The organism is Bradyrhizobium sp. Arg816 (assembly GCF_029989365.1).
Classification (GTDB): domain Bacteria; phylum Pseudomonadota; class Alphaproteobacteria; order Rhizobiales; family Xanthobacteraceae; genus Bradyrhizobium.
Genome location: NZ_JAPRAQ010000027.1, coordinates 1 through 23,437, shown reverse-complemented (window position 1 = coordinate 23,437; position 23,437 = coordinate 1). Strand labels below are relative to the sequence as shown.

Genomic DNA, 23,437 nt, shown 5'->3' with positions numbered 1-23,437 from the left:
ATCGCTAGTACCAACTGACGAGGAAACCATGCAGTTCAAACACGTCACGCTAGATTTCGATGGCTCGGTCGCGATCCTCCGGCTCGACCATCAGGAGGTGATGAACGCGGTCTCCATGGACATGCTGGGCGGCCTCTCCGATGCGCTCGACGCGATCGAGGAGAAGAAGGGCGACGTGCGCTGCGTGGTGCTGACCGGCGCCGGGCGGGCGTTCTGCACCGGCGCGAATCTGCAAGGGCGCAACAACCAGTCGAAGAAGGCCAAGGCCGGCCTGACGCTGGAGACCGGCTTTCATCCCTTCCTGCGCCGCATCCGCAATCTGCACTGCCCCATCGTCACCGCCGTCAACGGCCCGGCGGCCGGCGCCGGCATGAGCTTCGCGCTGCTCGGCGACATGATTTTGTGCGCGCGGTCCTCTTACTTTCTTCAAGCCTTCCGCCGCATCGGCCTGGTGCCGGATTGCGGCTCGACCTGGCTGCTGCCGCGTCTCGTCGGCCGGGCGCGCTCGATCGAATTGTCGCTGATGGGCGAGCGCCTGCCGGCCGAGAAGGCGCTGGAATGGGGCCTCGTCAACCGCGTCTACGACGACGGCGTGCTGATGGAGGAGGCGATGAATCTAGCGCGCGACCTTGCGAGCGGCCCGACGGTCGCGCTGTCGCTGATCCGCAAGCTCTACTGGGACAGCCCCGAAAATTCGTTCGAGGATCAGCTCAATCTCGAATTCCAGTGCCAGCTGCGCGCCGGCGACACGGACGATTTCCGTGAAGGCGTTGGCGCGTTTCTGGAGAAGCGCCCGGCGCAGTTCAAAGGCAAATGATCGAGCCGCAACTTGGACGAATCGTCAGCTCCTGGCACGCGGGTGCCTTCGGAGTAGCCAATTCTAAGAGGCTCTCCGGAGGCGCGAGCCAGGAAACCTGGTCGTTTGATATCATGCACCCTGACGGCTTGGCGGGGGCGATCTTACGCCGTGCGCCTCAGGGGTATGGGGCCGCACCGACGCGAGCAGCCGGCTTGGCAGCTGAGGCGAAGCTGATGCAGCTCGCGTTTGAAGCCGGTGTTCCTTCACCTCGTGTGCTGTACGTGCTGAGACCGGAAGATGATCTCGGTACCGGTTTCATCATGGAGCGCGTCGAAGGAGAAACTATCGCGCGGAAGATCCTTCGCGATGCCAAGTTTGCTAGAGCTCGGCCGAAGCTCGCGCGGCAGCTTGGGGAAGTATTGGCAGGCCTGCACAGGCTGCCGCTGTCGAAACTGCCCGAGCTGCGCAGCCGGTCCGCGACCCAGGAGATCGGCGAGTTCGAGCGCGACTATCGTAGCCTGAACTGGCCCAAGCCCGTGTTCGAGCTGGCGCTGCGCTGGCTGCGCGACCATGATCCGGGGCCGTCGGCCGAGACCACGTTGGTGCACGGCGATTTCCGCAACGGCAATCTCATCATCGGCGCCGACGGCGTCCGTGCCGTGCTCGACTGGGAGCTCGCCCATCTCGGCGATCCCATGGAGGATCTCGGCTGGGTCTGCGTCAATTCCTGGCGCTTTGGCGAGATCGACAAGCCGGTGGGTGGTTTTGGCACACGCGAGGAATTGTTCGCCGGCTACGAAGCGGCAGGCCGAAGAGTCGATCCCGTGCGCGTCAAATTCTGGGAAGTGATGGGCACGCTGCGCTGGGGCATCATGTGCGGCGGCATGATGCAGCGATTCCGCGAGGGGCCGGATCATTCGATGGAGCGCGCCATGATCGGCCGCCGCGCCTCCGAGACCGAGATCGATCTGTTGCGGCTGCTGGCGCCGCGCGGGAGCTGACCATGCAGGACGAACCGACCCCGATCGAGCTGACCAAGGCGGTCGCCGATTTCCTCCGCAACGACATCACGCCGCTGATCTCCGGCCATCAGGCCTTCAAGTTGCGCGTCGCCATCAACATCCTCGACCTCGTGACGCGGCAGCTGACGCAGGAGGAGGGGTGCGACGCGAAGGAGGTCGAGCGTTTGCGCGCGCAGCTCGGCATGGACGGCTCGGTCGCCGATCTCAACCGAGCGCTCGCCGATCGCATCGCGAAAGGCGAGATCGACCTCGCAACGCCGGGTCTCGCCGAGCATCTGTGGGCGACCACGATGGACAAGCTCGCGGTCGATCAGCCGAATTACGCGTCGTACAAGCGGGAGCTGGGGCGGGGCGGGTAGGGAGGTCGCGCGCCTCATACTCACTGTCATCGCCCGCGAAAGCGGGCGATCCAGTATTCCAGAGACCGCAGTGACATACAGAGAAGCCGCTGCGTACTGGATGCCCGGTCAAGCCGGGGCATGACACCGATGATGTTGGGGGCGCTCGTCGTCGTGACGGGAGACCTCTTACTTCCCCACCCATTTCGGCGGCCGCTTCTCCGAAAACGCCTTCGGGCCCTCGATATAGTCCTGCGAGGCCACCATCGCCTTCACCGCCGGATATTCCCGCTGCTCCTCGATCGCCTGCTCCAGTGACACGGCAAGCCCCTTCTGGATGGTCTGCTTCGAGGCCCGGATCGACATCGGCGAGTTCTTGGTGATCATCTCCGCCCAGCGCAGCGCGGCGGTCAGCGCCTCGCCCTGCGGCACCACCTCGTTGACGAAGCCGAGCTCATGGCCCTCCTTGGCGCTGACATGGCGCGCGGTGAGGATCATGCCCATGGCGCGCTTCAGTCCGATCTGGCGCGGCAGCCGGTGCAGGCCGCCGGCAAGTGCGGCGAGGCCGACGCGCGGCTCGGGCAGGGCGAAGGTTGCGTTCTCGGACGCGATGATCAGATCGCAGGCCAGCGCGATCTCGAAGCCGCCGCCCATGGCGACGCCGTTGACCGCAGCGATGATCGGCTTGTCGCAGTCGAAGCGCGAGGTGAGGCCGGCAAAGCCGCCCTTGTCCCAGCCGCGCTTGCCGCCGGCGGCCTGCCACTTCAGATCGTTGCCGGCGCAGAACGCCTTGTCGCCGGCACCGGTGACGATCGCGACCCACTGCTCGGCATCGGCCGAGAAATCGTCGAACACCTTCTGAAGTTCGAAATGCGCGTCGGTGTGGAGCGCGTTGTAGACCTCGGGCCGCGACAGCGTGATGATCGTGATCGGCCCCTTGCGTTCCACCTTTGAGAATTTCAGATCCATCGCGCGCTCCCGCATTTTCTCGTGAAGGAATATTGCGGACATACTAGCGCGCGTCAGTGCCGCGACACCATCGAATTGCGCGGACGCGCCTTGCGCCTGTCACACGCCTTGCCTTGCTTGACTTGCGCGCGCACTTCTCACCTTAATCGCGCGAAGCGAAAAGCGCGGTAGCGCCTTAACGCAAAACAACAAAATCAATCCGGGAGAGAGCCGTGGATTTCTCATTGCCTGCCGATCTCGTCACCTATCTCGGAGAACTCGATCGTTTCATCGAACGCGAGATCAAGCCGCTCGAACAAGCCGACGACAACATCCGCTTCTTCGATCATCGCCGCGAATGGGCGCGCACCGATTTCGACAATGGCGGCCTGCCGCGCCATGAATGGGAAGCGCTGCTGCGCAAGGCCAAGGATCTCGCGGATGCCGCCGGCCATCTGCGCTTTCCGGTGCCGAAGCAATATGGCGGCAAGGACGGCTCCAACCTCTGGATGGCCGTGATACGCGAGCACTTTGCCGCCAAGGGTCTCGGCCTGCACAACGATCTCCAGAACGAGCACTCCATCGTCGGAAACTTTCCTGTCGTCACGATGCTCGACCGCTATGGCCGCGACGACCAGAAGGCGATGATCGACGGCTCGATCAAGGGCAAGTACCGCATCACCTTTGGCTTGACGGAGCCGCATCACGGCTCGGACGCCACCCATATGGAGACGCGCGCGGTGCCCGCGACCCGCGACAACATCAAGGGCTGGATCATCAACGGCGAGAAGATGTGGACGACCGGCATGCACGTCGCCACGCATTGCGCGCTGTTCGCGCGCACCTCGGGCAATGACGGCGATGCCCGCGGCATCACCTGCTTCCTGGTGCCGGCCAAGAGCCACGGCGTGAAGGTCGAAGAATATATGTGGACCTTCAACATGCCAACCGACCATCCCCGCGTCAGCTTTACGGACGTGTTCGTGCCGGAGGATGCGCTGTTCGGCGAAGTCGGCCGCGGCCTGTCGCTGGCGCAGTGCTTTGTCCACCAGAACCGCATCCGCCAGGCGGCAAGCTCGCTCGGCGCCGCCGTCTACTGCATCAACGAGAGTGTGAAATACGCGCGCGAGCGAAAGCCGTTCGGTAGGGCGCTCGCCGAGAACCAGGCGATCCAGTTCCCGCTGGTCGAGCTCGCCACGCAAGCCGAGATGCTGCGCCTGTTGATCCGCAAGACCGCGTGGGAGATGGACCAGCTCACCGAGGAGCAGATCGAGCGCACGCTTTCCGACCGCGTCTCCATGTGCAACTACTGGGCAAACCGCCTCTGCTGCGAATCCGCCGACCGTGCCATGCAGGTCCACGGCGGCATGGGCTATTCACGCCACAAGCCGTTCGAGCACATCTACCGCCATCACCGCCGCTACCGCATCACGGAGGGGAGCGAGGAGATCCAGATGCGCAAGGTGGCGGGGTTTTTGTTCGGGTATATGGGGCCGGGGAAGCATTAGCTGCTGGTGCGAGCACAGCTATCGTAGGGTGGGCAAAGCGAAGCGTGCCCACCACATCTCCCGGTATCGAAGAATGGTGGGCACGGCGCTCTGCGCCTTTGCCCACCCTCGGGCACCGCGGGTTCAATTCACCCGCCGATCCTTCCCCGCCCAATACGGCTCCCTCAACTGCCGCCGCAAGATCTTGCCTGACGGGTTCCTCGGCAGCGCCGGCAGGAACTCCACGCTCTTCGGCGTCTTGAACCCGGCAATGCGTTCGCGGGTGAAGTTGATGATGTCGTTGGCGGTCGCCTGCTTGCCGGGCTTCATCACCACGACGGCCTTCACCGCCTCGCCCCATTTGTCGTCGGGCACGCCGATCACGGCTGCTTCCGCGACGTCGGGATGATCGCACAGCGCGCTCTCGACCTCGGCCGGGTAGATGTTCTCGCCGCCGGAGATGATCATGTCCTTGATGCGGTCGTGGATGTAGAGATAGCCGTCCTCGTCCACATAGCCGGCGTCACCGGTGCGCAGCCAGCCATCGCCGCGCAGCGTCGCCGCAGTCGCCTCAGGCAGGTTCCAGTAGCCCGCCATGTTCGAGCCCGAGCGCGTCGCGATCTCGCCGACCTCGCGCGGCGGCAGTGGTTTGCCGTCCGCATCGAGGATTGCGATCTCGACGCCCGGCAGCGCCTTGCCGGCCGATCGCATCCGCTCGAGGCCCTCGACATGGTCCTCCGGCGGCAGCGCGACGATGGTGCCTGTCGTCTCGGTCATGCCGTACATCTGCACGAAGCCGCATTTGAAGACCTCGATGCATTCCTTCAGCAGCGCCGCCGGAATCGGCGAGGCGCCATACAGCATGTATTTCAGCCGCGAGAAATCGACTGTCCTCGCGCGCGGCTGCCGCACCACGAACTGCATCGCCGCCGGCACCATGAACAGCTTTGTGATGCCCGACTGCTCGAAGAAATCCAAAACCTTGGTCGGATCGAACTCGCGCGCGATCACGCCGCGGGCGCCGTGATAGAGGCCCATCACGCCCCAGCCGGAGCCGCCGATGTGAAAGATCGGCATCGCCACCAGCGACACGTCGTCGATGGACCACCGGTTCCATTCCGGCTTGTCCGCGGCATTGCCGGTCTGCACGAGGTTGAGGAAGTTCGCATGCGACAGCATCGCGCCCTTCGGCTTGCCTGTGGTGCCTGACGTGTAGAGCTGGATCGCGATATCCCTGGTGTCGATCGGCACCCTGGGATCATCGCCGCTCTGCGCATCGCGCCAGGCCGTAAAATCTTGCCATTCCGGCGCGCCGCCTTCGGTGGTGATGACAGTGCGCACGCCAGGCAACTGGTCCTTGATCTGGCGGACCTGCGTGATGAACTCCGGTCCTGCGAATAGCACCGGCGCCCTGCAATCCGCGACGATGAAGGCGACCTCGGGCCCTGCGAGACGCCAATTCACCGGCGCCATCACCACCCCGGCCTTCATCGCGCCCATCAGCAGCTCGAAATAAAGGTCGCTGTTCTTGCCGAGATAGGCGATGCGGTCGCCCTTCTCCACGCCCATCGCGATCAACGCGTTGGCGACCTTGTTGGTCTTGACGTTAAACTCGGCAAAGCTGGTGACGCGGCCCTCGAACTCATAGGCGGTGGCGTCGCCGCGGCTCGTCGCGCGCTCGCGCACCATGTCGGCGAGATTCGCCAATGGCTGTGTGGTGGACATGTCTCTCCCGTGGCGTCTTGTTTTTATGCCTGGGAGTGTGGCGCCATCCGCGGGTGAAGACAAGATGGGAGAGGCCCCGCCGTCGTTCCGGACAAGCGCAGCGCAGGGACCCATGCTGCTGCTTCCGCGTTTGAAGAGAGATGGGCCCCGGCTCAGCAGCGCACCACGCCGAAGGCGGCGCGCCGCGCTGCGTCCGGGGCAGAGAGAGCATCACCCCCGCTTGGCCCGGTCCTTCTCGTTCTGCGCCATGATGCTCTCGCGCGCGGTTTTCCAGTCGTCGTCGCTCCAGTCGCGGAGCTGGTAGAAATTGCCGCCCATCGCCAGCGCCTGCGCGCCGTCCATCGCGATGGTCTCGCCGCTGATCCAGTCGCAGCCGCCGGAGATCAGGAACACCGCGAGGTTCTGCAATTCCTCCATGGTGCCGACGCGGCCCATCGGGTTCATCGCCTTGGTGCGCGCGCCGGCTTCGTCGCCGGGCTTGATGCGCTTGCTCATGCCCTCGGTCGGGATCTCGCCCGGCGCGATCGTGTTGAGGCGGATGCCGTACCGGCCCCATTCGGTCGCGAGCGACATCGTCATGGCGTGGATCGCCGACTTGCTCATCGCCGACGGCACCACGTAAGGCGAGCCGTTGCGCACCCAGGTCGTGGTGATGGAAACGACATTGCCGGGCTGCTTCAAGGCGATCCAGCGCTTGCCGACCGCATGGGTCACGTAGAACGTGCCGTGCATGACGATGTTGGCGACGGCATCGAAGCCGCGCGGCGACAGCTCTTCGCTGCGCGAGATGAAATTGCCGGCCGCGTTGTTGATGAGATCGGTGAGGGGGGCGTCACGAAAGATGGTCTCGACCATCTCTTCGACCGCGAGCGCGTTGCGGATGTCGACGCCGTGGCTGGTGACGCGGCCGCCATACTGATCCATCAGCTCGGTCGCGGTCTCGTCGCAGACGATCTTGCGCCGGCCGCAGATGTGCACTTCGGCGCCGAGCTGAAGGAAGCGCGCCGCCATCGACTTGCCGAGCCCGGTGCCGCCGCCGGTCACGAGAATGCACCGCCCAGCCAGAAGATTTTCCTTGAACATGGCTGTTTCTCCCGTACGGATTGTCAGTTAATTGGTCGATTGACTAAATCCGCCCGTCAGCTTTCTGTAAAGCGGCACCGAACAAGAACAGGGGAGAATTCATCCATGGAAGAGCGCGTCTCGATCTCGATCTCGGAAGGCGTCGCCGACGTGCGCCTGGTGCGCGCCGACAAGATGAATGCGCTCGATCAGGCGATGTTCGAGGCCCTTGTTGCCGCAACCGACCGGCTTTCCAAAGAAAAAGGCGTGCGTGTCGTCGTGCTCTCGGGCGAAGGCCGCGCCTTCTGCGCCGGTCTCGACATGGGGCGTTTTGCCGCCATGAAGGAGACAGGCGGCAACGGAATTCCGGGTGGCGAAAATCGCGATCTCACCAAGCGCACCCATGGCCAGGCGAACTTCCCGCAACAGGCGGTGTGGGGATGGCGCCAGCTTCCGGTTCCCGTGATCGCGGCCGTGCACGGCGTTGCTTTCGGCGGTGGCTTCCAGCTCTCGCTCGGCGCGGACATGCGCTTCCTTAGCCCCGATGCGCGGATGTCGGTGATGGAGATCAAATGGGGCCTCGTGCCCGACATGGCGGGCACGCCGATCCTGGCCTCGCTCGTGCGCGACGACATATTGCGCGATCTCACCTACACCGGCCGCATCTTCTCGGCGCAGGAGGCGATGAGCTACGGCCTCGCGACGCGCATCTGCGACGACCCGCGCGCCACGGCTCTCGAAGTCGCGCGCGAGATCGCCGGCAAGAGCCCCGATGCGATCCGCGCCGCCAAGCGTTTGCTCAACAATCTCTCGGTCGACCCCGGCCCGGCGCTGCTCGCCGAGTCCGTCGAGCAGCAGAAGCTGATCGGCAGTGCGAACCAGACCGAAGCGGTGCGCTCCAATCTGGAGAAGCGCGCGGCGAAGTATGCGGATTAGCACAGACCTCATCCCGAGGAGCCGCGAAGCGGCGTCTCGAGGGATGGGCCATGGGCTCTCATGGTTCGAGACGGCGCTGTGCGCCTCCTCACCATGAGGGTCGACAACAACAAAGAAAAAACAAAAATGAGCGAAACGTCAGAGTTCCTCGGCATCGTCTCCGGCGAGCGCCGCCGCGCCCACGCCGAAATCGCCACCCGCGCCGATCGCATCGCGAGCGGCCTCGCCAAAATCGGCGTCAAGCAAGGCGATTGCGTCTGCATGCTGATGCGCAACGACATCGCCTTTCTCGAAGCTGCCTACGCCGCGATGCGGCTAGGGGCCTATGGCGTGCCGATCAACTGGCACTTCAAGCCGGAGGAGATCAACTACATCCTCAACGATACCGGCACGTCCGTGCTGATCGGGCATGCCGACATGCTGCATGCCTTGCGCGATGCCATTCCGAAGGGCGTCACCGTGCTCAGCGTGCCGACGCCGCCTGAGATCCTGTCCAACTACAAGATCGATCCCGGTCATCTGAAGACGCCGGACTTCGCGATGGATTTCGAATCCTGGCTTGCGCAACACCAGCCCTATGACGGCCCAATCGTGCCGCAGCCCATGAACATGATCTACACCTCAGGGACGACCGGCCATCCCAAGGGCGTGCGGCGCAATGCGCCCACGCCGGAACAGGCGGCGGCCGGCGAGCGCATGCGTGCGATGATCTATGGGCTCAAACCCGGCGCTCGCGCGATCCTGCCGGGTCCGCTCTATCACTCCGCGCCGAACTCGTTCGGCATTCGCGCCGGCAAGCTCGACGGCGCGCTGGTGCTGATGCCGCGCTTCGAGCCCGAAGAATTTCTGGACCTGATCGAACGATACAAGATCGACACCATCTTCATGGTGCCGACCATGTTCATCCGCCTGATGAAGCTGCCGGAGGCGGTGCGCGGGAAGTATGATGTCTCGTCGCTGCGCCACATCATCCATGCCGCAGCGCCATGTCCGGCCGACGTCAAACGCGCCATGATCGAATGGTGGGGGCCGGTGATCTACGAATTCTACGGCTCGACCGAATCCAGCGCGGTCACCTTCGCGACCTCTGAAGATGCGCTCAAAAGGCCCGGCACTGTCGGCAGGATTTCGCCCGGTGCCGAACTGCGCTTCATCGGCGATGACGGCCGCGTGCTCCCCGTGGGCGAGATCGGCGAGATCTATTCCCGCATGGCCGGGATGGCCGACTTCACCTACCACAACAAGCCGGAGAAGCGCACCGAGATCGACCGCGACGGTTTCATCACCTCGGGCGACGTCGGCTACATCGACGAGGACGGCTACGTCTTCATCTGCGACCGTAAGCGCGACATGGTGATCTCGGGCGGCGTCAACATCTATCCGGCCGAGATCGAATCCGTGCTTCACGCCGAGCCCGGCGTGCATGATTGCGCGGTGTTCGGCATCCCCGATGCCGAGTTCGGCGAGGCGCTGATGGCCGTGGTCGAGCCGCAACCGGGTGTCACACTCGATGCCGGCGATATCCGCACCCGGCTCAAGGGCTCGCTCGCCGATTACAAGGTGCCCAAGCACATCGAGATCCGCAGCGGGCTTCCGCGCGAAGATTCAGGAAAGATCTTCAAACGTCGCCTCCGTGATCCCTATTGGGAGCAGGCGGGGCGGAAAATTTGAGGGCCTTGTAGCCCGGATGGAGCGAAGCGCAATCCGGGGCGGTGCTCGCGTCAAAAAGACCCCGGATTTCGCTGCGCTCCATCCGGGCTACGAACACAGGAACGAATGATCATGACCGACGCCGCAAACGAAGTGCTCTACGAGGTCGCCGACCACATCGCGGTGATCACGCTGAATGCGCCGGAGCGCATGAACACCATCTCCGGCCCGATGTTGAACGATCTGGCGCGGCTGCTGACCGAAGCCAACGAGGACAAAAACGTCCGCGTCGTGATCCTCACCGGCAAGGGCAGGGCGTTCTGCGCCGGCCTCGACCTACGCAAGGAGCGCGACGGCAACGGCCTCAGCGCCGCGTCCTCGCCGACCACGATCAATCTCCGCAACACGCCGCCGACGGTTTTGCAGGCGATGGACAAGCCGACCATCTGCGCCGTCAACGGCGGCGCGGCCGGCTATGGCATGGACACCGCGCTCGGCTGCGACATCCGCATCATGGCGGAGTCCTCGAAGCTCGCCGCCGCCTTCGTCAAGCGCGGCGTCGTGCCCGAATCCGGCGGCACCTGGCTGTTGCCGCGGATGCTCGGCTGGGCCAAGGCTTCCGAGCTGATCTTCACCGGCCGGACGCTAAGCGCCCGCGAGTGTCTGGAATGGGGCCTCGCCAACGAGGTCGTGCCGGATGTCGACTTGATGGGCCGCGCCCGCGCCATCGCCTGCGAAATCGCCGCCAACGCGCCGCTCGCGGTGCAGGCCTCCAAGCGCATGATGCGGATGGGCCTCAACGAGAACTTTTCAGATCACGTCCATCACGTCTATCTCCAGCTCCTGCCGCTGTTCAAAACCCAGGACATGGCCGAGGGCATGAAGGCGTTCATGGAGAAGCGCGAGGCGAAGTTCGAGGGGCGGTAGCCGACGCGGGCTGGTACGCGCTGGGGTAGCAATCATCGATCGGCTCGGCTAGGTTGGCGTTCCCACGCTAACCCCCTGCGATCACCCATGCCCTCATACCGCGCCGGTCCCGGCTTCTTCGAAGTCCCTCATGCCGCCGTCTACGCGCTGATGACGGTGACGGTCCTCGCGTCGGGGTTCTGCTTCATCCTGGCGGGCGGCGCGTCGGCGCCGGCAGAGTTGCTGTATCGGTCCGGCGGCATGTATGCGACCGCAATCGCGCGGCATGAGTACTGGCGCCTCGTCGCTTATGGCTTCCTGCACGTCAATTTCGTCCACCTCACCATGAACATGTTGTGCCTGGTGCTGTGGGGCGCACATCTCGAGCGGCGGGTCGGACCGGCCTATTTCCTCATCATCTACCTCTGCGCGATGGTGTTCGGTGCCGTCATCGGCAATGGCATCCATTCCACCCCTTATTTGACGGTCGGCGCATCCGGCGCCACGTCGGGCATTTTGGGCGCACTGCTTTGCCTGTGGATTCTCGGCAAGCTCGACCTCAGGCTTGATTTCTTCGCCATCAACATCGGATTGAACATCGTGTTCGCGTTCAGCAATTCGCGGATCGATTGGGGCGTCCATCTCGGCGGCTTTGCGGCGGGCTTGATTGCATGCGCATTGCTGGACCTTGTCGAGAAGGCGAATGCCTATGTCCTTCGCTGCAAGTTTCCCGAAATCGTGAAGGTCAATCTGACCCTGCTTGCTTGCGTCACCGCGCTGTGGGCCTGGAACGGTCAGGCCCACGCCACTTCCGGATGGGGTCTGATGATCGTCGTCGTGGTCGCATGCTGTGCCGTCGTGAAGCTGGTCGATCTCGCGCTCTCCATGAAGAAGGGTCTCGCGATCGTCGTGACGGCCTTGGCCGGAATGAACGCTGCCGCCGTGATGCTTTGCGGTTGGGCTCTGGCGTTTTATTGCTGGCCCCACATGCCAATTGGATACATTCCGCTCGACATTTTTCTTGTCATATTTTGCCCCTATCCCTTTTTCATCTCGGGAGTCGCCGCGATTGGCGTCGCCGCGCTGACGCTTTGTCTCGGCGCGAAGGAGATTTCGCGAGGGATCGAGGATGTTGGATTCGTCGCCACGTCGCTGCGTGCCGAACGCAGCCGGCGTCATGGACTATGACCTCGGGGGGCGTGCTATAGTGAGGGGGTCATTGACCCCGCGGATAAAGCCATGACCCCCGTTTCCATCCTGCTCAACATCCTCTGGATTCTCATCGGCGGTGCCTGGATGGCGTTCGGCTGGCTGGTTGCCGCAGTCATCATGGCCGTCACCATCATCGGCCTGCCCTGGGCACGGGCGGCGTTCAACATCGCCGTCTACACGCTGCTGCCGTTCGGCTCGAGAGCGGTCAACCGCTACGAGGTCACCGGCACGAGCGACATCGGCACCGGCCCACTCGGGGTGATCGGCAATATCATCTGGTTCGTGCTCGCCGGCTGGTGGCTGGCGCTCGGCCACCTCGTGACCGCGCTGGTTCTCGCCATCACCATCATCGGCATCCCCTTCGCCTGGGCCCATCTGAAGCTCGCCGGCATCGCGCTCTGGCCGATCGGCAAAGTGATCGTGCCGGCCTAGCCGCAAGGAGCGATCGTCCCTTTCAGTGTGCGCCGCCCCCAACTTCATCTTGCGCTGCGGCAAAAAACTTGCACACTCGGCTGAGCCGGGCAGCGAAGCGAGCTCGAACAAGGAAGCGAGCCATGTCCCTCCAGACCGTGCCACCCGACGCCATTGACAACCGCCCGAACCGCGCTGAGGACGCCCAGGCGCTGGAGGCCGATGCGCGGCTGCGTGACGACATCCGCCTGCTCGGGCGTATTCTGGGCGACACCGTGCGCGACCAGGAGGGCGCGGAATTGTTCGACCTGGTCGAGCGTATCCGCCAGACCTCGATCCGGTTCCATCGCGACGAAGACCGGCTCGCCCGCCGCGAGCTCGAGCAGATCCTCGACAGCATGTCGACCTCGGAGACGGTGCGGATCGTCCGCGCCTTCAGCTATTTCTCCCACCTCGCCAACATCGCCGAGGACCAGAACAACATTCGCCAGATGCGCGCCCGGAGTGCCGCCCAGAGCGCCGGCTCCGGCGTGCTGGCGGAGACGCTGGCCCATGCCAGGGACGCCGGGATCAGCTCCGATGTGCTGCGCAATTTCTTCAAGACCGCGCTGGTCAGCCCGGTCCTGACCGCGCACCCGACCGAGGTCCGCCGCAAGAGCACCATGGACCGCGAGATGGAGGTTGCTAGCCTGCTCGACCGCCGCGAGCGCGTGGCGCTCACTGAAGACGAGGCCGCCGCCAGCGACGAACAGCTCCGCCGCGAGGTGCTGACGCTGTGGCAGACCAATCTCTTGCGCCGGACCAAGCTCACGGTGCTCGACGAGGTCGCCAACGGCCTGGCGTTCTACGACTACACCTTCCTGCGCGAGGTGCCGCGGCTGGTCAATGTGCTCGAAGACCGGCTGGAGGAGGCTGGCGAGGCGGCGGCCACCGAGCTCGCCTCGTTCCTGCGCATGGGCAGCTGGATCGGCGGCGACCGCGACGGCAATCCCTTCGTCACCGCCGACGTGATGCGCGGGACGCTGCGGCTCCAGTCGAGCCGGGTGATGCAATTCTATCTCAACGAGCTGCACGTGCTCGGTTCGGAGCTGTCGATCGCGGCACACCTCGCCGACGTCTCCGAGGAGCTGCGGACGCTGGCGGAACGCTCGCCCGACACCTCGCCGCACCGGAGCGGCGAGCCCTATCGTCTCGCGGTCTCCGGCATCTATGCGCGCCTGACCGCGACGGCCGAAAAGCTCGAGGTCGAGATCACGCGCCGGCCGGTCGGCAAGGGCAGGCCTTACGAGACCGTCAGGGAGCTGCAGGCCGATCTCGACGTGCTGCACCGCTCGCTGATCTCCAACAATGCCCGCGTCATCGCCCGCGGCCGGCTGCGGCTGCTCCGGCGTGCGGTGGATTGCTTCGGCTTCCATCTGGCGCGGCTCGACATCCGCCAGAACTCGGCCGTGCACGAACGTACCATCGCCGAGCTGATGGATGCCGCGAACCCCGGCATGTCCTATCTCGCGCTCGGCGAGGACGCGCGCATCTCGCTGCTCACCAATGAATTGCGCAGCACGCGCTCGCTGGTCTCGCCATTCGTCAAATACAGCGACGAGACCATGGGCGAGCTCAACGTCTTCCATTCCGCCGCGGAGGCGCATGGGAAGTTCGGCTCGGACGCGATTCCCCAATGCATCATCTCGATGTGCAAGGGCATGTCCGACATGCTCGAAGTGGCCGTGCTGCTCAAGGAGGTCGGCCTCGTCCATCCCTCCGGGCGGAGCGCCATCAACATCGTGCCGCTGTTCGAGACCATCGAGGATTTGCAGGCCTCCAGCGGCATCATGGATCGCATGCTGTCGCTGCACGATTACCGCCGCCTCGTCGACAGCCGCGGCAGCGTGCAGGAGGTCATGCTCGGCTATTCCGACTCGAACAAGGACGGCGGCTTCGTCACTTCGGGCTGGGAGCTCTACAAGGCCGAGATCGGCCTCGTCGACGTGTTCGAGCGGCATCACGTGCGGCTGCGCCTGTTCCACGGCCGCGGCGGCTCGGTCGGCCGCGGCGGCGGCCCGAGCTATGATGCCATCATCGCGCAGCCCGGCGGCGCGGTGAACGGACAGATCCGCATCACCGAGCAGGGCGAGATCATCTCGTCGAAATATTCCAACGCCGAAGTCGGCCGCAACAATCTGGAGATCCTCGCCGCCGCGACGCTGGAGGCGAGCCTGTTGCATCCGCGCCAGAGCGCGCCGCGCCGCGAATATCTCACCGCGATGGACGAGCTTTCAAATCTCGCTTTCAAGGCCTATCGCGGCCTCGTCTACGAGACCGACGGTTTCGTCGATTATTTCTGGGCGTCCACGGTCATCAACGAGATCGCGACGCTGAACATCGGCAGCCGTCCGGCCTCGCGCAAGAAGACCCGCGCGATCGAGGATCTGCGCGCCATTCCCTGGGTGTTCTCCTGGGCGCAATGCCGCCTGATGCTGCCGGGCTGGTACGGCTTTGGCAGCGCAGTCGAGCAGTGGATCGCGGAACATCCCGACAAGGGCATGCCGTTCCTGAAGGAGCTCTACAGGGAATGGCCGTTCTTCCGCATGCTGCTGTCGAACATGGACATGGTGCTGGCGAAAAGCTCGATCGCGATCGCCTCGCGCTATGCCGAGCTCGTCCCGGACGAAGCCTTGCGCGAAAAGATCTTCGGCCGGATCCGCCGCGAATGGCATTCCTGCATCGAGACGCTGCTCGACATCATGGGGCAGGATCGCCTGCTCCAGGGCAACCCGCTGCTGGAGCGCTCGGTGCGCCACCGCTTCCCCTATCTCGATCCGCTCAACCACGTGCAGGTCGAACTGCTGAAAGAGCATCGCGCGCAGAACCCGGACGAGCAGGTGCTGCGCGGGATTCAGCTCACGATCAACGGCATCTCGGCGGGGCTGAGGAATACGGGGTAAGTGGCGAGTTGCGAATGGCGAGTAACGAATAGAACCCTATTCGCCACTCGCCACTCACTATTCGCTGCCTCAACAGAAATGCGCCCCCTGCGTCTCCACATAGACCGCATACAGCGACTGGCTCGCGGTCATGAACAGGCGGTTGCGCTTCTTGCCGCCGAAGCAGACATTCGCGCAGGTCTCGGGCAACAGAATCTGCCCGATGCGTGCGCCGTCGGCGCCTGAAAACACCTGCACGCCGTCATAACCGGGGCCGACCCAGCCGGCACCGACCCAGATGTTGCCCTCGGTGTCGACGCGCAGGCCGTCCGGGAAGCCTGACTTTCCGTCGAGCGTCATGTCGATCAGCTTCTTCGGGTTCGACAGCTTTGGCCCGTCGATGTCGTAGGACCACACCACGTTCTTGGCTTCAGGGTAGTGCGTGATGCCGGTGTCGCAGACATAGAGTTTCTTGTAGTCGTGAGAGAACGCGATGCCGTTGGGTTTGAACGGCTCGTCGGCGACCTTTGAAACCTGTCCGGTTTGCGTGTCCAGCCGATAGACCGCCTCCTTCTGATAGGGCTGCAGCGAGCCGGTATTGGCGAGCTTGCCTTCGTAGATGCTGATCGCGCCATAGCCGGGATCGGTGAACCAGATCGCCTTGTCGTTGGGGTGCACCACCATGTCGTTCGGGCCGTTGAGCGGCTTGCCGCCCGCCTGCTCGGCCAGTGTCGTGACCGAACCGTCGTGCTCGTGGCGGACGAGGCGGGTGCGCTCGGCGCTGAGCTGGCGTCCTTCGGTGTCGAACGAGTTGCCGTTGGCTTCGTTCGACGGCTTGTGGAACTGCTCGGAGATATGGCCGTCGTCGTCGAGATAGCGAAGCTGCCGGTTGGCCGGGATGTCGCTCCAGACGAGATATTGCCCCTGCGCATTCCACGCCGGACCTTCCGCCCACAGGCAGCCGGTATAGAGCCGCTTGATCACGGTGTTGCCGACCTTGGCCTTGAAGCGCTTGGGATCGATGACGACGATGTCGGGGTCGGGATAGCGCTGCGGCTCGGCGCTGGCGCCGAAGTCGCGGGCCTCGCTGCGCGAGGCGAGCAGGGCCGATGCGGCCAGGGTTGCCGTGCCCTTGAGGAGAGTGCGGCGGCCGAGACCGCCACGCTCGCTTGCAGTCGTATCGTCAGAGTTGGTCAGTGTTCTTGTCATGGTTTCCTCCCAAAGTTTTGTTGGGAGGACACCATTCGCCCGCAATCGGGCATAAAGCGGGGCGATCTCCGGACCAGACAACCAGAGATCGCAGGGCATGGATGCCGGAAATGCGGCTAGACGGGATCCTTTACACGGGATCCCAGGGGAAGATGTCGGCGGAACGGTCAAGCTTGTAGAACGAGCCCTTCAGCGCCGGCATGCCGTGTTCCGCGATCGTTTGCGGCGTCCAGCCTTCGCTCCGATGCACCGAGCGCAGCGGACGGTTCTGGCTGAACAGGAACAGCTCGTTCATGCGTGCGCCGAAGATCTGCCCGGAGACGTCCTTGGCGGCATCGGACAGCAGATAGGCGCAGATCGGCGCGATCTTCTCCGGTCCCATCTGCTTGATCTTCTCGACGCGCGCCTTTTCGGCTTCGGTCTCGGTCGGGATGGTGCCGATCATGCGGGTCCAGGCGAACGGCGAGACGCAGTTGGAGCGAACGTTGAAGCGGCCCATGTCGAGCGCGATCGACTTCGACAGCCCGATGATGCCGAGCTTGGCCGCGGCGTAGTTGGCCTGGCCAAAATTGCCGATCAGGCCGGAGGTCGAGGTGAAGTGCACGAAGGAGCCGCTCTCCTGCTCGCGAAAGATCCGCGCCGCGGCGTGGCTGACGTAGAACGAGCCCATCAGGTGAACCTTGATGACGGCCTCGAACGCTTCCACGCTCATCTTGTGGAAGATCATGTCGCGCAAGATGCCGGCATTGTTGACGACGCCGTCGAGCCGGCCGAAATGATCGGTCGCGGTCTTCACGATCTTGCTGGCGGGGACGGCTTCCGCCACCGACTCGAAGTTCGGGACGGCGATGCCGCCGCGCTTCTTGATTTCCTCGACAACCTCTTCGGCCGGCGTGGCGCTGGTACCGGCGCCGTCGGCGGCGACGCCGGGGTCGTTGACGACGACCTTGGCGCCCTCCGCCGCGCAGAGCAGCGCGATCTCGCGCCCGATGCCACGGCCTGCGCCGGTGACGATGATGACCTTGTCCTGCAGTGATTTTGTCATGTGGGGTTCTCCGCTATTCGTTCCGACGTTTCTTACCTCGCCCCGCTCGCGGGGAGAGGTCGGATTGCATCGAAGATGCAATCCAGGTGAGGGGGACTCTCCGCGAGTCCGGTGTGTGGAGGCAGACCCTCACCCCAACCCTCTCCCCGTAAGAACGGGGAGAGGGAGAGGCGAGCAGCGCGTCACCTCTCGTTCGTAAACACGATCGTGCCACTTGCGGCGAACATGCCGCCGACGCCGTGGCACACTGAAATCTTCGCATTCGGCACCTGTGCCGGCGCAATCCCGCGCATCTGGCGTACGCTCTCCTGAAGTGCGTACATGCCGTACATGCCCGAATGCATGTAGCTCAATCCGCCGCCATTGGTGTTGAGCGGGAGCTTGCCGCCCGGCCGGGTGTTGCCGTCGGCGATGAACCTGCCCGTCTCCTCATGCGGCATGAAGCCGAGATCGCCGAGGCCGAACAGCGGCAGATGCGCAAACGCATCGTAGATCATGAGATGGTCGACATCCCGGTGCGCGATGCCGGCTTCCCTGAACGCCAGCGGGCCGGCGGTCTTGAACGCGCGCGAGGAGTTGAACGTTTCCATCTGGCTGACCATCGGCGTCTCCACGCTCTCGCCGGTGCCCATGATGTAGACGGGCTTGCGTGGAAAATCCTTGGCGCGGTCGGCCGAGGTCAGGATCAGCGCGCCGCCGCCGTCGGTGACGAGGCAGCACTGGAGCAGCCGGAACGGATAGGCGATCATGCGCGAATTGAGCACGTCGGCGACCGTGATCGGGTCCTTCATCATTGCGCGCGGATTCTTCGCCGCCCATTCCCGCTGCACGACCGCCACCGAGGCGAGCTGCTCATGCGTGATGCCGTAGGTCTTCATGAAGCGCAGCACGGGGATCGGGAACATGCTGGGCGGGCCGTAGACGCCGAACGGCGCCTCGAACTGCCCTTGCAGGCTGTCGGCGGGGATCGAGCGCGGCGCCTTGCCGATCATCGACTTGCCGCTCTCGGCATGGGTGATCAGCACGGTCTTGCAGAGACCTGCCTCGATCGCCGCCGCCGCATGGCGAACGTGCAGCATGAACGAGCAGCCGCCGACCGAGGTGCCGTCCACCCAGGTTGGCTTGATTCCGAGGTAATGGCAGACCTGCTGCGGCGTTTCGACCGCGGTGGCAAAGCCGTCGATGTCGGACAGTTTCAGCCCGGCATCGGCGATGGCGTTGAGCGCCGCATCCGCGTGAAGCTGGAGCTGCGAGGCGTTGGGGATGACGCCGAGCTCGGTGGTCTCGGCCGCGCCGACGACGGCAACCTGGTTCCTGCGCATGGCTTACCCCTTCGCCGGACGGAAGACGGGGAGGGTGATCTTGTCGTCGAGTGCCTCGAAGGCGACCTCGAGCTTCATGTCGAGCTCGAGCGCCTCCGGCGTCTGCGGACAATCGATGATGTTGCTCATCATCCGCGGTCCTTCGGCGAGTTCGACCACCGCGATCGCATAAGGCGGCGTGAAGCCGGGCGCGGCGGGACGATGATTGATCACGTAGCTGTAGAGGAAACCGTTGCCACTCGCCTTGAAGATGCTGACCTTGCGCGAGGCGCAGGAGGGGCAGAACGGGCGCGGCGGGAAATAGACATGCGCGCAGGCGTCGCAGCGCTGCAAACGCAATTCGCCCGCTTTCGTGCCGTCCCAGAAATGCTGGGTCTCCGGCGTCGGTTTTGGGCGCGCGCGCTGCGGTTCGGCCATGTCGGAAAACCCTCCCAAAGGCAATTCTTGCTAAGGCATGGCTTCACGCCTGCCTGTTTCGATCCTGATGCGACAATCGACCATGGCGCGTCAACGGTCCAGCAATGCGCATGCATGCCATCATGCGCACAATGCTTGTGTCGAACCGAGGCGGCGCTATAGATTGCGCGCGCAATATTCCGTGAGACAGACATGCCCGATTTTCCGACACTGGCGAAGCTCGCCGACGACCTCGAAAGCGGCCGCACGACCTCCCGCAAGCTGGTCGAGGCCTGCCTCGCCAGGATCGCCGATCCGGCCGGCGAGGGTCGACGTGCCTTCATCCACGTCGACAAGGACGCCGCGCTCGCAACCGCGGATGCGATGGACGGCTTGCGCAAGGCCAAAGCCGCGCCGTCGCGCTATACCGGCATCCCGATCTCGATCAAGGATCTCTTCGATATCAGGGGGCAGACGACGCGCGCCGGCTCTCGTGCGCTCGACGATTCCGATCCGGCGGAGCACGATGCGGCGGCGGTTGCGCGGCTGCGCCACGCCGGCTTCGTCGTGATCGGGCGGACCAACATGACCGAGTTCGCCTATTCCGGCATCGGCATCAATCCGCATTACGGCACGCCGAAGGGCGCCTGGAACCGGGCCGAAGGACACGTGCCCGGCGGCTCGTCCTCGGGCGCCGCGGTGTCCGTGCTCGACGGCATGGCGCATGGCGCGCTCGGCACCGACACCGGCGGCTCCTGCCGGATTCCGGCCGCCTTCAACGGCATCGTCGGTTACAAGCCGACGCAGCGCCGCGTGCCGCTGGACGGCTCCGTGCCGCTGTCCTTCTCGCTCGACAGCATCGGGCCGCTGGCGCGATCGGTCAGCTGCTGTGCCATTCTCGATGCCGTGCTCGCGAACGAGCCGATCGTTCCGCTGAAGCCGCGACCGGCAAAGGGCATGCGGCTCGCAGTGCCGACCACGATTGCACTCGACGATCTCGATGCGGAAGTTGCCTCGACCTTCGAGCGCGCGCTCAAGAGCCTCGCCGATCACGGTGCGATCATCGAGCGCATCGAGATGGCCGAATTTCACGACATCGGCCCGATGAACGCCAAGGGCGGCTTTGCGGCATCCGAAAGCTACGCCTGGCATCGCTACCTCATCACGGCCAAGGGCGACGTCTACGATCCCAGGGTCTTCGTGCGCATCATGCGCGGCGAGGCGCAGAGCGCGGCCGATTACATCGATCTTCTCAACGAGCGCCGCTCGCTGATTGCGCGCGTCAATGCGCGCATGGCGCCCTATGACGCGTTGGTGCTGCCCACCACCGCCAACACCCCGCCGAAGATTTCCGATCTCGCCGATGACAAGGCGTTCACCAGGGAAAACCTGCGCGCGCTGCGCAATTGCACTCTCATCAACATGATCGACGGTTGCGCCATCTCGCTGCCCGCGCATCGCGAGGGCGAAATTCCCGTCGGCCTGATGCTGGCGGGCGCGGGCGGATCGGACCGTCGTATTTTCGAGCTTGCTGCCGGCATGGAGGCCGTAATTCGTGTTTGACCTGACTTTCACCGTCGACGCCCAGGACACCACCACGCCGCTGACGCTGGCGATCGACCAGATGGTCATTGCCGGCTGGACCGGCCGCGATCCCGTCGCCCGCGACAAGCACATCGCCGAGCTGCAAGAGATGGGCATCGCCCCGCCGGCCTCGACGCCGATCTACTATCGCGGCTCGGCGCGGCGGCTGACTCAGGAAGACCGCATCGAATGCACCGGTGGGGATTCCTCCGGCGAGGTCGAGTTCGTGCTGATCGGCTGGCAGGGTCGCATCTTCGTCGGTTGCGGCTCCGACCATACCGACCGCAAGGTCGAGGCCTACAACGTCACCGTCTCCAAGCAGATGTGCGACAAGCCGGTCGCATCGACGCTCTGGGAGCTCGAGGACGTCATCGGCCATTGGGACAGGATGATTTTGCGCTCCTACGCCTGGATCAAGGGCGAGCGCGTGCTCTACCAGGAGGGCACGCTCGACGCGATGCTGCCGGTCGCCGACCTCATCGCGCGCGGCTTTGAGGGTGGCAAGTTCCCCGACGGCTGCGCCATGTTCGGCGGCACCTTCGCCGCCAAGGGCGGCATCCGCCCCGCCGATCGCTTCGAGTTCGAGCTTGAGGATCCCGTGCTGAAACGGACGATCAAGCACGGCTATGACGTGACGACGCTGCCGGTGCGAGGCTGATACCTCTCCGCCGTCATTGCGAGGAGCCCTTGCGACGAAGCAATCCAGGATCCCTCTGCGGAAAGACTCTGGATTGCTTCGCTTCGCTCGCAATGACGAGGAGATAGTCGGGAATCGGGTGGCAAAGGGCGGGGCGGTCTTGCGAAGGTGGCAGTCATGACAGCAATGGCACGCAAATCACCCCCTAAACCCTCAGTCGACCTCGCCGCCCACGTCGACGCCCTCGATTGGCCCCAGATCACCGCCGAACTCGACTCCCAGGGCAGCGCCGTCCTGAAGAATCTGCTGACACCGGACCAATGCCGCGCCGTCGCCGAACTCTACCCGGACGACACCCACTTCCGCAGCCGCATCGTCATGGGCCGCCACGGTTTTGGCCGTGGCGAGTACAAATATTTCTCCTACCCGCTGCCCGATCTCATCGCGCAGCTGCGCCCGGCGCTGTATGCGCACCTTCAGGCCGTCGCCAATCGCTGGAACGAGGCGATGGGGATCGACATCCGTTACCCGGCCGCGCATGCGGCGTTCCTCAAGCGCTGCCACGAAGCAGGCCAGGCGCGGCCGACGCCGCTGCTGCTGCAATACGAGACCGGCGATTTCAACTGCCTGCACCAGGACCTCTACGGCGAGCACGTGTTCCCGCTTCAGGTCGCGATCCTCCTGTCCGAACCGGGACGCGATTTCACCGGCGGCGAGTTCGTGCTCACCGAGCAGCGGCCACGCATGCAGTCCCGCGCCGAGGTCGTGCCGCTGATGCAGGGCGATGCGGTCGCCTTCGCTGTGCATCACCGCCCGGTGCAGGGGACACGCGGCACCTACCGCGTTAATCTCCGCCATGGCGTCAGCCGGATCAGGTCCGGTCAGCGCCACACGCTGGGTGTGATCTTCCATGATGCCAAATGAGCGCTGCGATTGACGGGTGATCTGTTCGACACGGCCGCCGAGGCACAGCCGTCGCGCGAGGATCTCGCCGACGGCGCCGTGTTGCTGCGCGGATTCGTCAGGCCGATCGAGAGCGAGCTGATCGCCGCCGTGCGCGCGATCGTGGCGCAGTCGCCGTTCCGCCGCATGACCACGCCCGGCGGCCATTTGATGTCGGTGGCGATGACCAATTGCGGCGAGCGCGGCTGGATCACCGATCACACCGGCTACCGCTACGATCCCATCGATCCGCGAACCGGCGCGCCCTGGCCCGCGATGCCGCCGGTGTTGCGCGACCTGTCCCGGCGCGCGGCGGAGCAGGGCGGTTTCACCGGCTTTGCGCCCGATGCCTGCCTCGTCAATCGCTACGAACCCGGCACGCGGCTGTCGCTGCATCAGGACAAGGACGAGCTGGACTATTCGGCGCCGATCGTCTCGGTCTCGCTCGGACTGCCCGCGACCTTCCTGTTCGGCGGCCTGGCCCGCAGCGACAAGCCGCGCCGCTTCCGGCTCGTCCATGGCGACGTGGTCGTCTGGGGCGGGCCCAGCAGGCTCGCCTATCACGGCGTTGCGCCGCTCGCCGATGGCGAGCACGCGCTGCTCGGGCGGAAGCGGATCAATTTGACGTTTCGCAGAACGCGGTGACCTTCCTTCTCCCCTTGTGGGAGAGGGTGGATCGCTGACGCGAAGCGGCAGCGAGACGGATGAGGGGTCTGTCTCCGCGGATAGAGACCCCTCATCCGCCTTCCCTTCGAAGGCACCTTCTCCCACAAGGGGCCTGTTGCGTTATCGGCTCTTGAGGCTGAAGACGTCAGGAGAGAAGGCCTTGGTCCCGGTAATTTCCTGCCAAGATCTGTAGTTGTCGCCCTCGGCGGGCGGCTCACG

Annotated in this window: 21 protein-coding genes; 14 read left to right on the top strand and 7 right to left on the bottom strand. The window is 64.6% G+C overall.

What is annotated here, in order from left to right; all coding sequences use genetic code 11:
* Nucleotides 1–28 precede the first annotated feature (28 nt).
* The 3 genes from OWC48_RS38690 to OWC48_RS38680 are packed head-to-tail and all read left to right on the top strand — an operon-like array spanning nt 29 to nt 2,180.
* Entirely contained in the window at nt 29–817 is a 789-nt protein-coding gene (locus tag OWC48_RS38690; protein WP_282524705.1) for an enoyl-CoA hydratase/isomerase, read from the top strand.
* Nucleotides 814–1,800, top strand: coding sequence for a phosphotransferase family protein (locus tag OWC48_RS38685; protein WP_282524704.1), 987 nt, complete (start codon nt 814–816; stop codon nt 1,798–1,800). Before OWC48_RS38690 ends, OWC48_RS38685 begins: the two co-directional genes overlap by 4 nt.
* A gap of 2 nt (nt 1,801–1,802) precedes the next feature.
* Nucleotides 1,803–2,180, top strand: coding sequence for a DUF6285 domain-containing protein (locus tag OWC48_RS38680; protein ID WP_282524703.1), 378 nt, complete (start codon nt 1,803–1,805; stop codon nt 2,178–2,180).
* Nucleotides 2,181–2,348: 168 nt separating this feature from the next.
* On the opposite strand, the gene OWC48_RS38675 is transcribed toward OWC48_RS38680, so the two are convergent.
* The gene (locus tag OWC48_RS38675) at nt 2,349–3,128 is read right to left on the bottom strand and encodes an enoyl-CoA hydratase-related protein (protein WP_282524702.1); all 780 of its coding nucleotides are present in this window, start codon (nt 3,126–3,128) and stop codon (nt 2,349–2,351) included.
* 212 nt (nt 3,129–3,340) lie between these two features.
* Between OWC48_RS38675 and OWC48_RS38670 the strand changes: the two genes are divergently transcribed.
* Complete coding sequence (locus OWC48_RS38670; RefSeq protein WP_282524701.1) at nt 3,341–4,615, top strand: acyl-CoA dehydrogenase family protein; 1,275 nt, start codon at nt 3,341–3,343, stop codon at nt 4,613–4,615.
* A 123-nt stretch (nt 4,616–4,738) separates the two neighbouring features.
* On the opposite strand, the gene OWC48_RS38665 is transcribed toward OWC48_RS38670, so the two are convergent.
* Together OWC48_RS38665 and OWC48_RS38660 are read right to left on the bottom strand one after the other, a co-directional pair.
* On the bottom strand, nt 4,739–6,319 hold the full coding sequence (locus OWC48_RS38665) for a fatty acid--CoA ligase (RefSeq protein WP_282524700.1): 1,581 nt from the start codon (nt 6,317–6,319) through the stop codon (nt 4,739–4,741).
* 210 nt (nt 6,320–6,529) lie between these two features.
* Nucleotides 6,530–7,402, bottom strand: a complete 873-nt coding sequence (locus OWC48_RS38660; RefSeq protein ID WP_282524699.1) for an SDR family oxidoreductase — start codon at nt 7,400–7,402, stop codon at nt 6,530–6,532.
* A 105-nt stretch (nt 7,403–7,507) separates the two neighbouring features.
* Between OWC48_RS38660 and OWC48_RS38655 the strand changes: the two genes are divergently transcribed.
* From OWC48_RS38655 to ppc, 6 genes are all read left to right on the top strand, one after another.
* A complete protein-coding gene (locus tag OWC48_RS38655) occupies nt 7,508–8,317 on the top strand; it encodes a crotonase/enoyl-CoA hydratase family protein (RefSeq protein WP_282524698.1) in 810 nt (269 codons plus the stop codon).
* 126 nt (nt 8,318–8,443) lie between these two features.
* Nucleotides 8,444–9,988 (top strand): acyl-CoA synthetase, encoded by a 1,545-nt coding sequence (locus tag OWC48_RS38650; RefSeq protein WP_282524697.1) that lies wholly within the window; start codon nt 8,444–8,446, stop codon nt 9,986–9,988.
* 111 nt (nt 9,989–10,099) lie between these two features.
* Nucleotides 10,100–10,894 (top strand): enoyl-CoA hydratase/isomerase family protein, encoded by a 795-nt coding sequence (locus OWC48_RS38645; protein ID WP_282524696.1) that lies wholly within the window; start codon nt 10,100–10,102, stop codon nt 10,892–10,894.
* 87 nt (nt 10,895–10,981) lie between these two features.
* Nucleotides 10,982–12,061 (top strand): rhomboid family intramembrane serine protease, encoded by a 1,080-nt coding sequence (locus OWC48_RS38640; RefSeq protein WP_282524695.1) that lies wholly within the window; start codon nt 10,982–10,984, stop codon nt 12,059–12,061.
* Nucleotides 12,062–12,112: 51 nt separating this feature from the next.
* The gene (locus OWC48_RS38635) at nt 12,113–12,517 is read left to right on the top strand and encodes a YccF domain-containing protein (protein ID WP_282524694.1); all 405 of its coding nucleotides are present in this window, start codon (nt 12,113–12,115) and stop codon (nt 12,515–12,517) included.
* 122 nt (nt 12,518–12,639) lie between these two features.
* Nucleotides 12,640–15,438, top strand: a complete 2,799-nt coding sequence (ppc, locus tag OWC48_RS38630) for a phosphoenolpyruvate carboxylase (protein WP_282524693.1) — start codon at nt 12,640–12,642, stop codon at nt 15,436–15,438.
* A 69-nt stretch (nt 15,439–15,507) separates the two neighbouring features.
* On the opposite strand, the gene OWC48_RS38625 is transcribed toward ppc, so the two are convergent.
* The 4 genes from OWC48_RS38625 to OWC48_RS38610 form a co-directional block, all read right to left on the bottom strand.
* On the bottom strand, nt 15,508–16,626 hold the full coding sequence (locus tag OWC48_RS38625) for an SMP-30/gluconolactonase/LRE family protein (RefSeq protein ID WP_282524692.1): 1,119 nt from the start codon (nt 16,624–16,626) through the stop codon (nt 15,508–15,510).
* A gap of 130 nt (nt 16,627–16,756) precedes the next feature.
* Nucleotides 16,757–17,671, bottom strand: coding sequence for an SDR family oxidoreductase (locus tag OWC48_RS38620; RefSeq protein ID WP_282524691.1), 915 nt, complete (start codon nt 17,669–17,671; stop codon nt 16,757–16,759).
* A gap of 182 nt (nt 17,672–17,853) precedes the next feature.
* On the bottom strand, nt 17,854–18,993 hold the full coding sequence (locus OWC48_RS38615; protein ID WP_282524690.1) for a thiolase C-terminal domain-containing protein: 1,140 nt from the start codon (nt 18,991–18,993) through the stop codon (nt 17,854–17,856).
* A gap of 3 nt (nt 18,994–18,996) precedes the next feature.
* The gene (locus tag OWC48_RS38610; RefSeq protein WP_282524689.1) at nt 18,997–19,410 is read right to left on the bottom strand and encodes a Zn-ribbon domain-containing OB-fold protein; all 414 of its coding nucleotides are present in this window, start codon (nt 19,408–19,410) and stop codon (nt 18,997–18,999) included.
* 192 nt (nt 19,411–19,602) lie between these two features.
* On the opposite strand from OWC48_RS38610, the gene OWC48_RS38605 reads away from it, so the two are divergent.
* From OWC48_RS38605 to alkB, 4 genes are all read left to right on the top strand, one after another.
* Nucleotides 19,603–20,952 (top strand): amidase, encoded by a 1,350-nt coding sequence (locus OWC48_RS38605; protein WP_282524688.1) that lies wholly within the window; start codon nt 19,603–19,605, stop codon nt 20,950–20,952.
* Nucleotides 20,945–21,631, top strand: a complete 687-nt coding sequence (locus OWC48_RS38600; protein WP_282524687.1) for a DUF2848 domain-containing protein — start codon at nt 20,945–20,947, stop codon at nt 21,629–21,631. The genes OWC48_RS38605 and OWC48_RS38600 overlap by 8 nt, the downstream gene beginning before the upstream one ends.
* Nucleotides 21,632–21,787: 156 nt before the next feature.
* Nucleotides 21,788–22,534, top strand: a complete 747-nt coding sequence (locus OWC48_RS38595; RefSeq protein ID WP_282524686.1) for a 2OG-Fe(II) oxygenase — start codon at nt 21,788–21,790, stop codon at nt 22,532–22,534.
* Nucleotides 22,535–22,543: 9 nt separating this feature from the next.
* Entirely contained in the window at nt 22,544–23,197 is a 654-nt protein-coding gene (gene alkB / locus OWC48_RS38590) for a DNA oxidative demethylase AlkB (RefSeq protein ID WP_282524685.1), read from the top strand.
* Nucleotides 23,198–23,437: the final 240 nt, after the last annotated feature.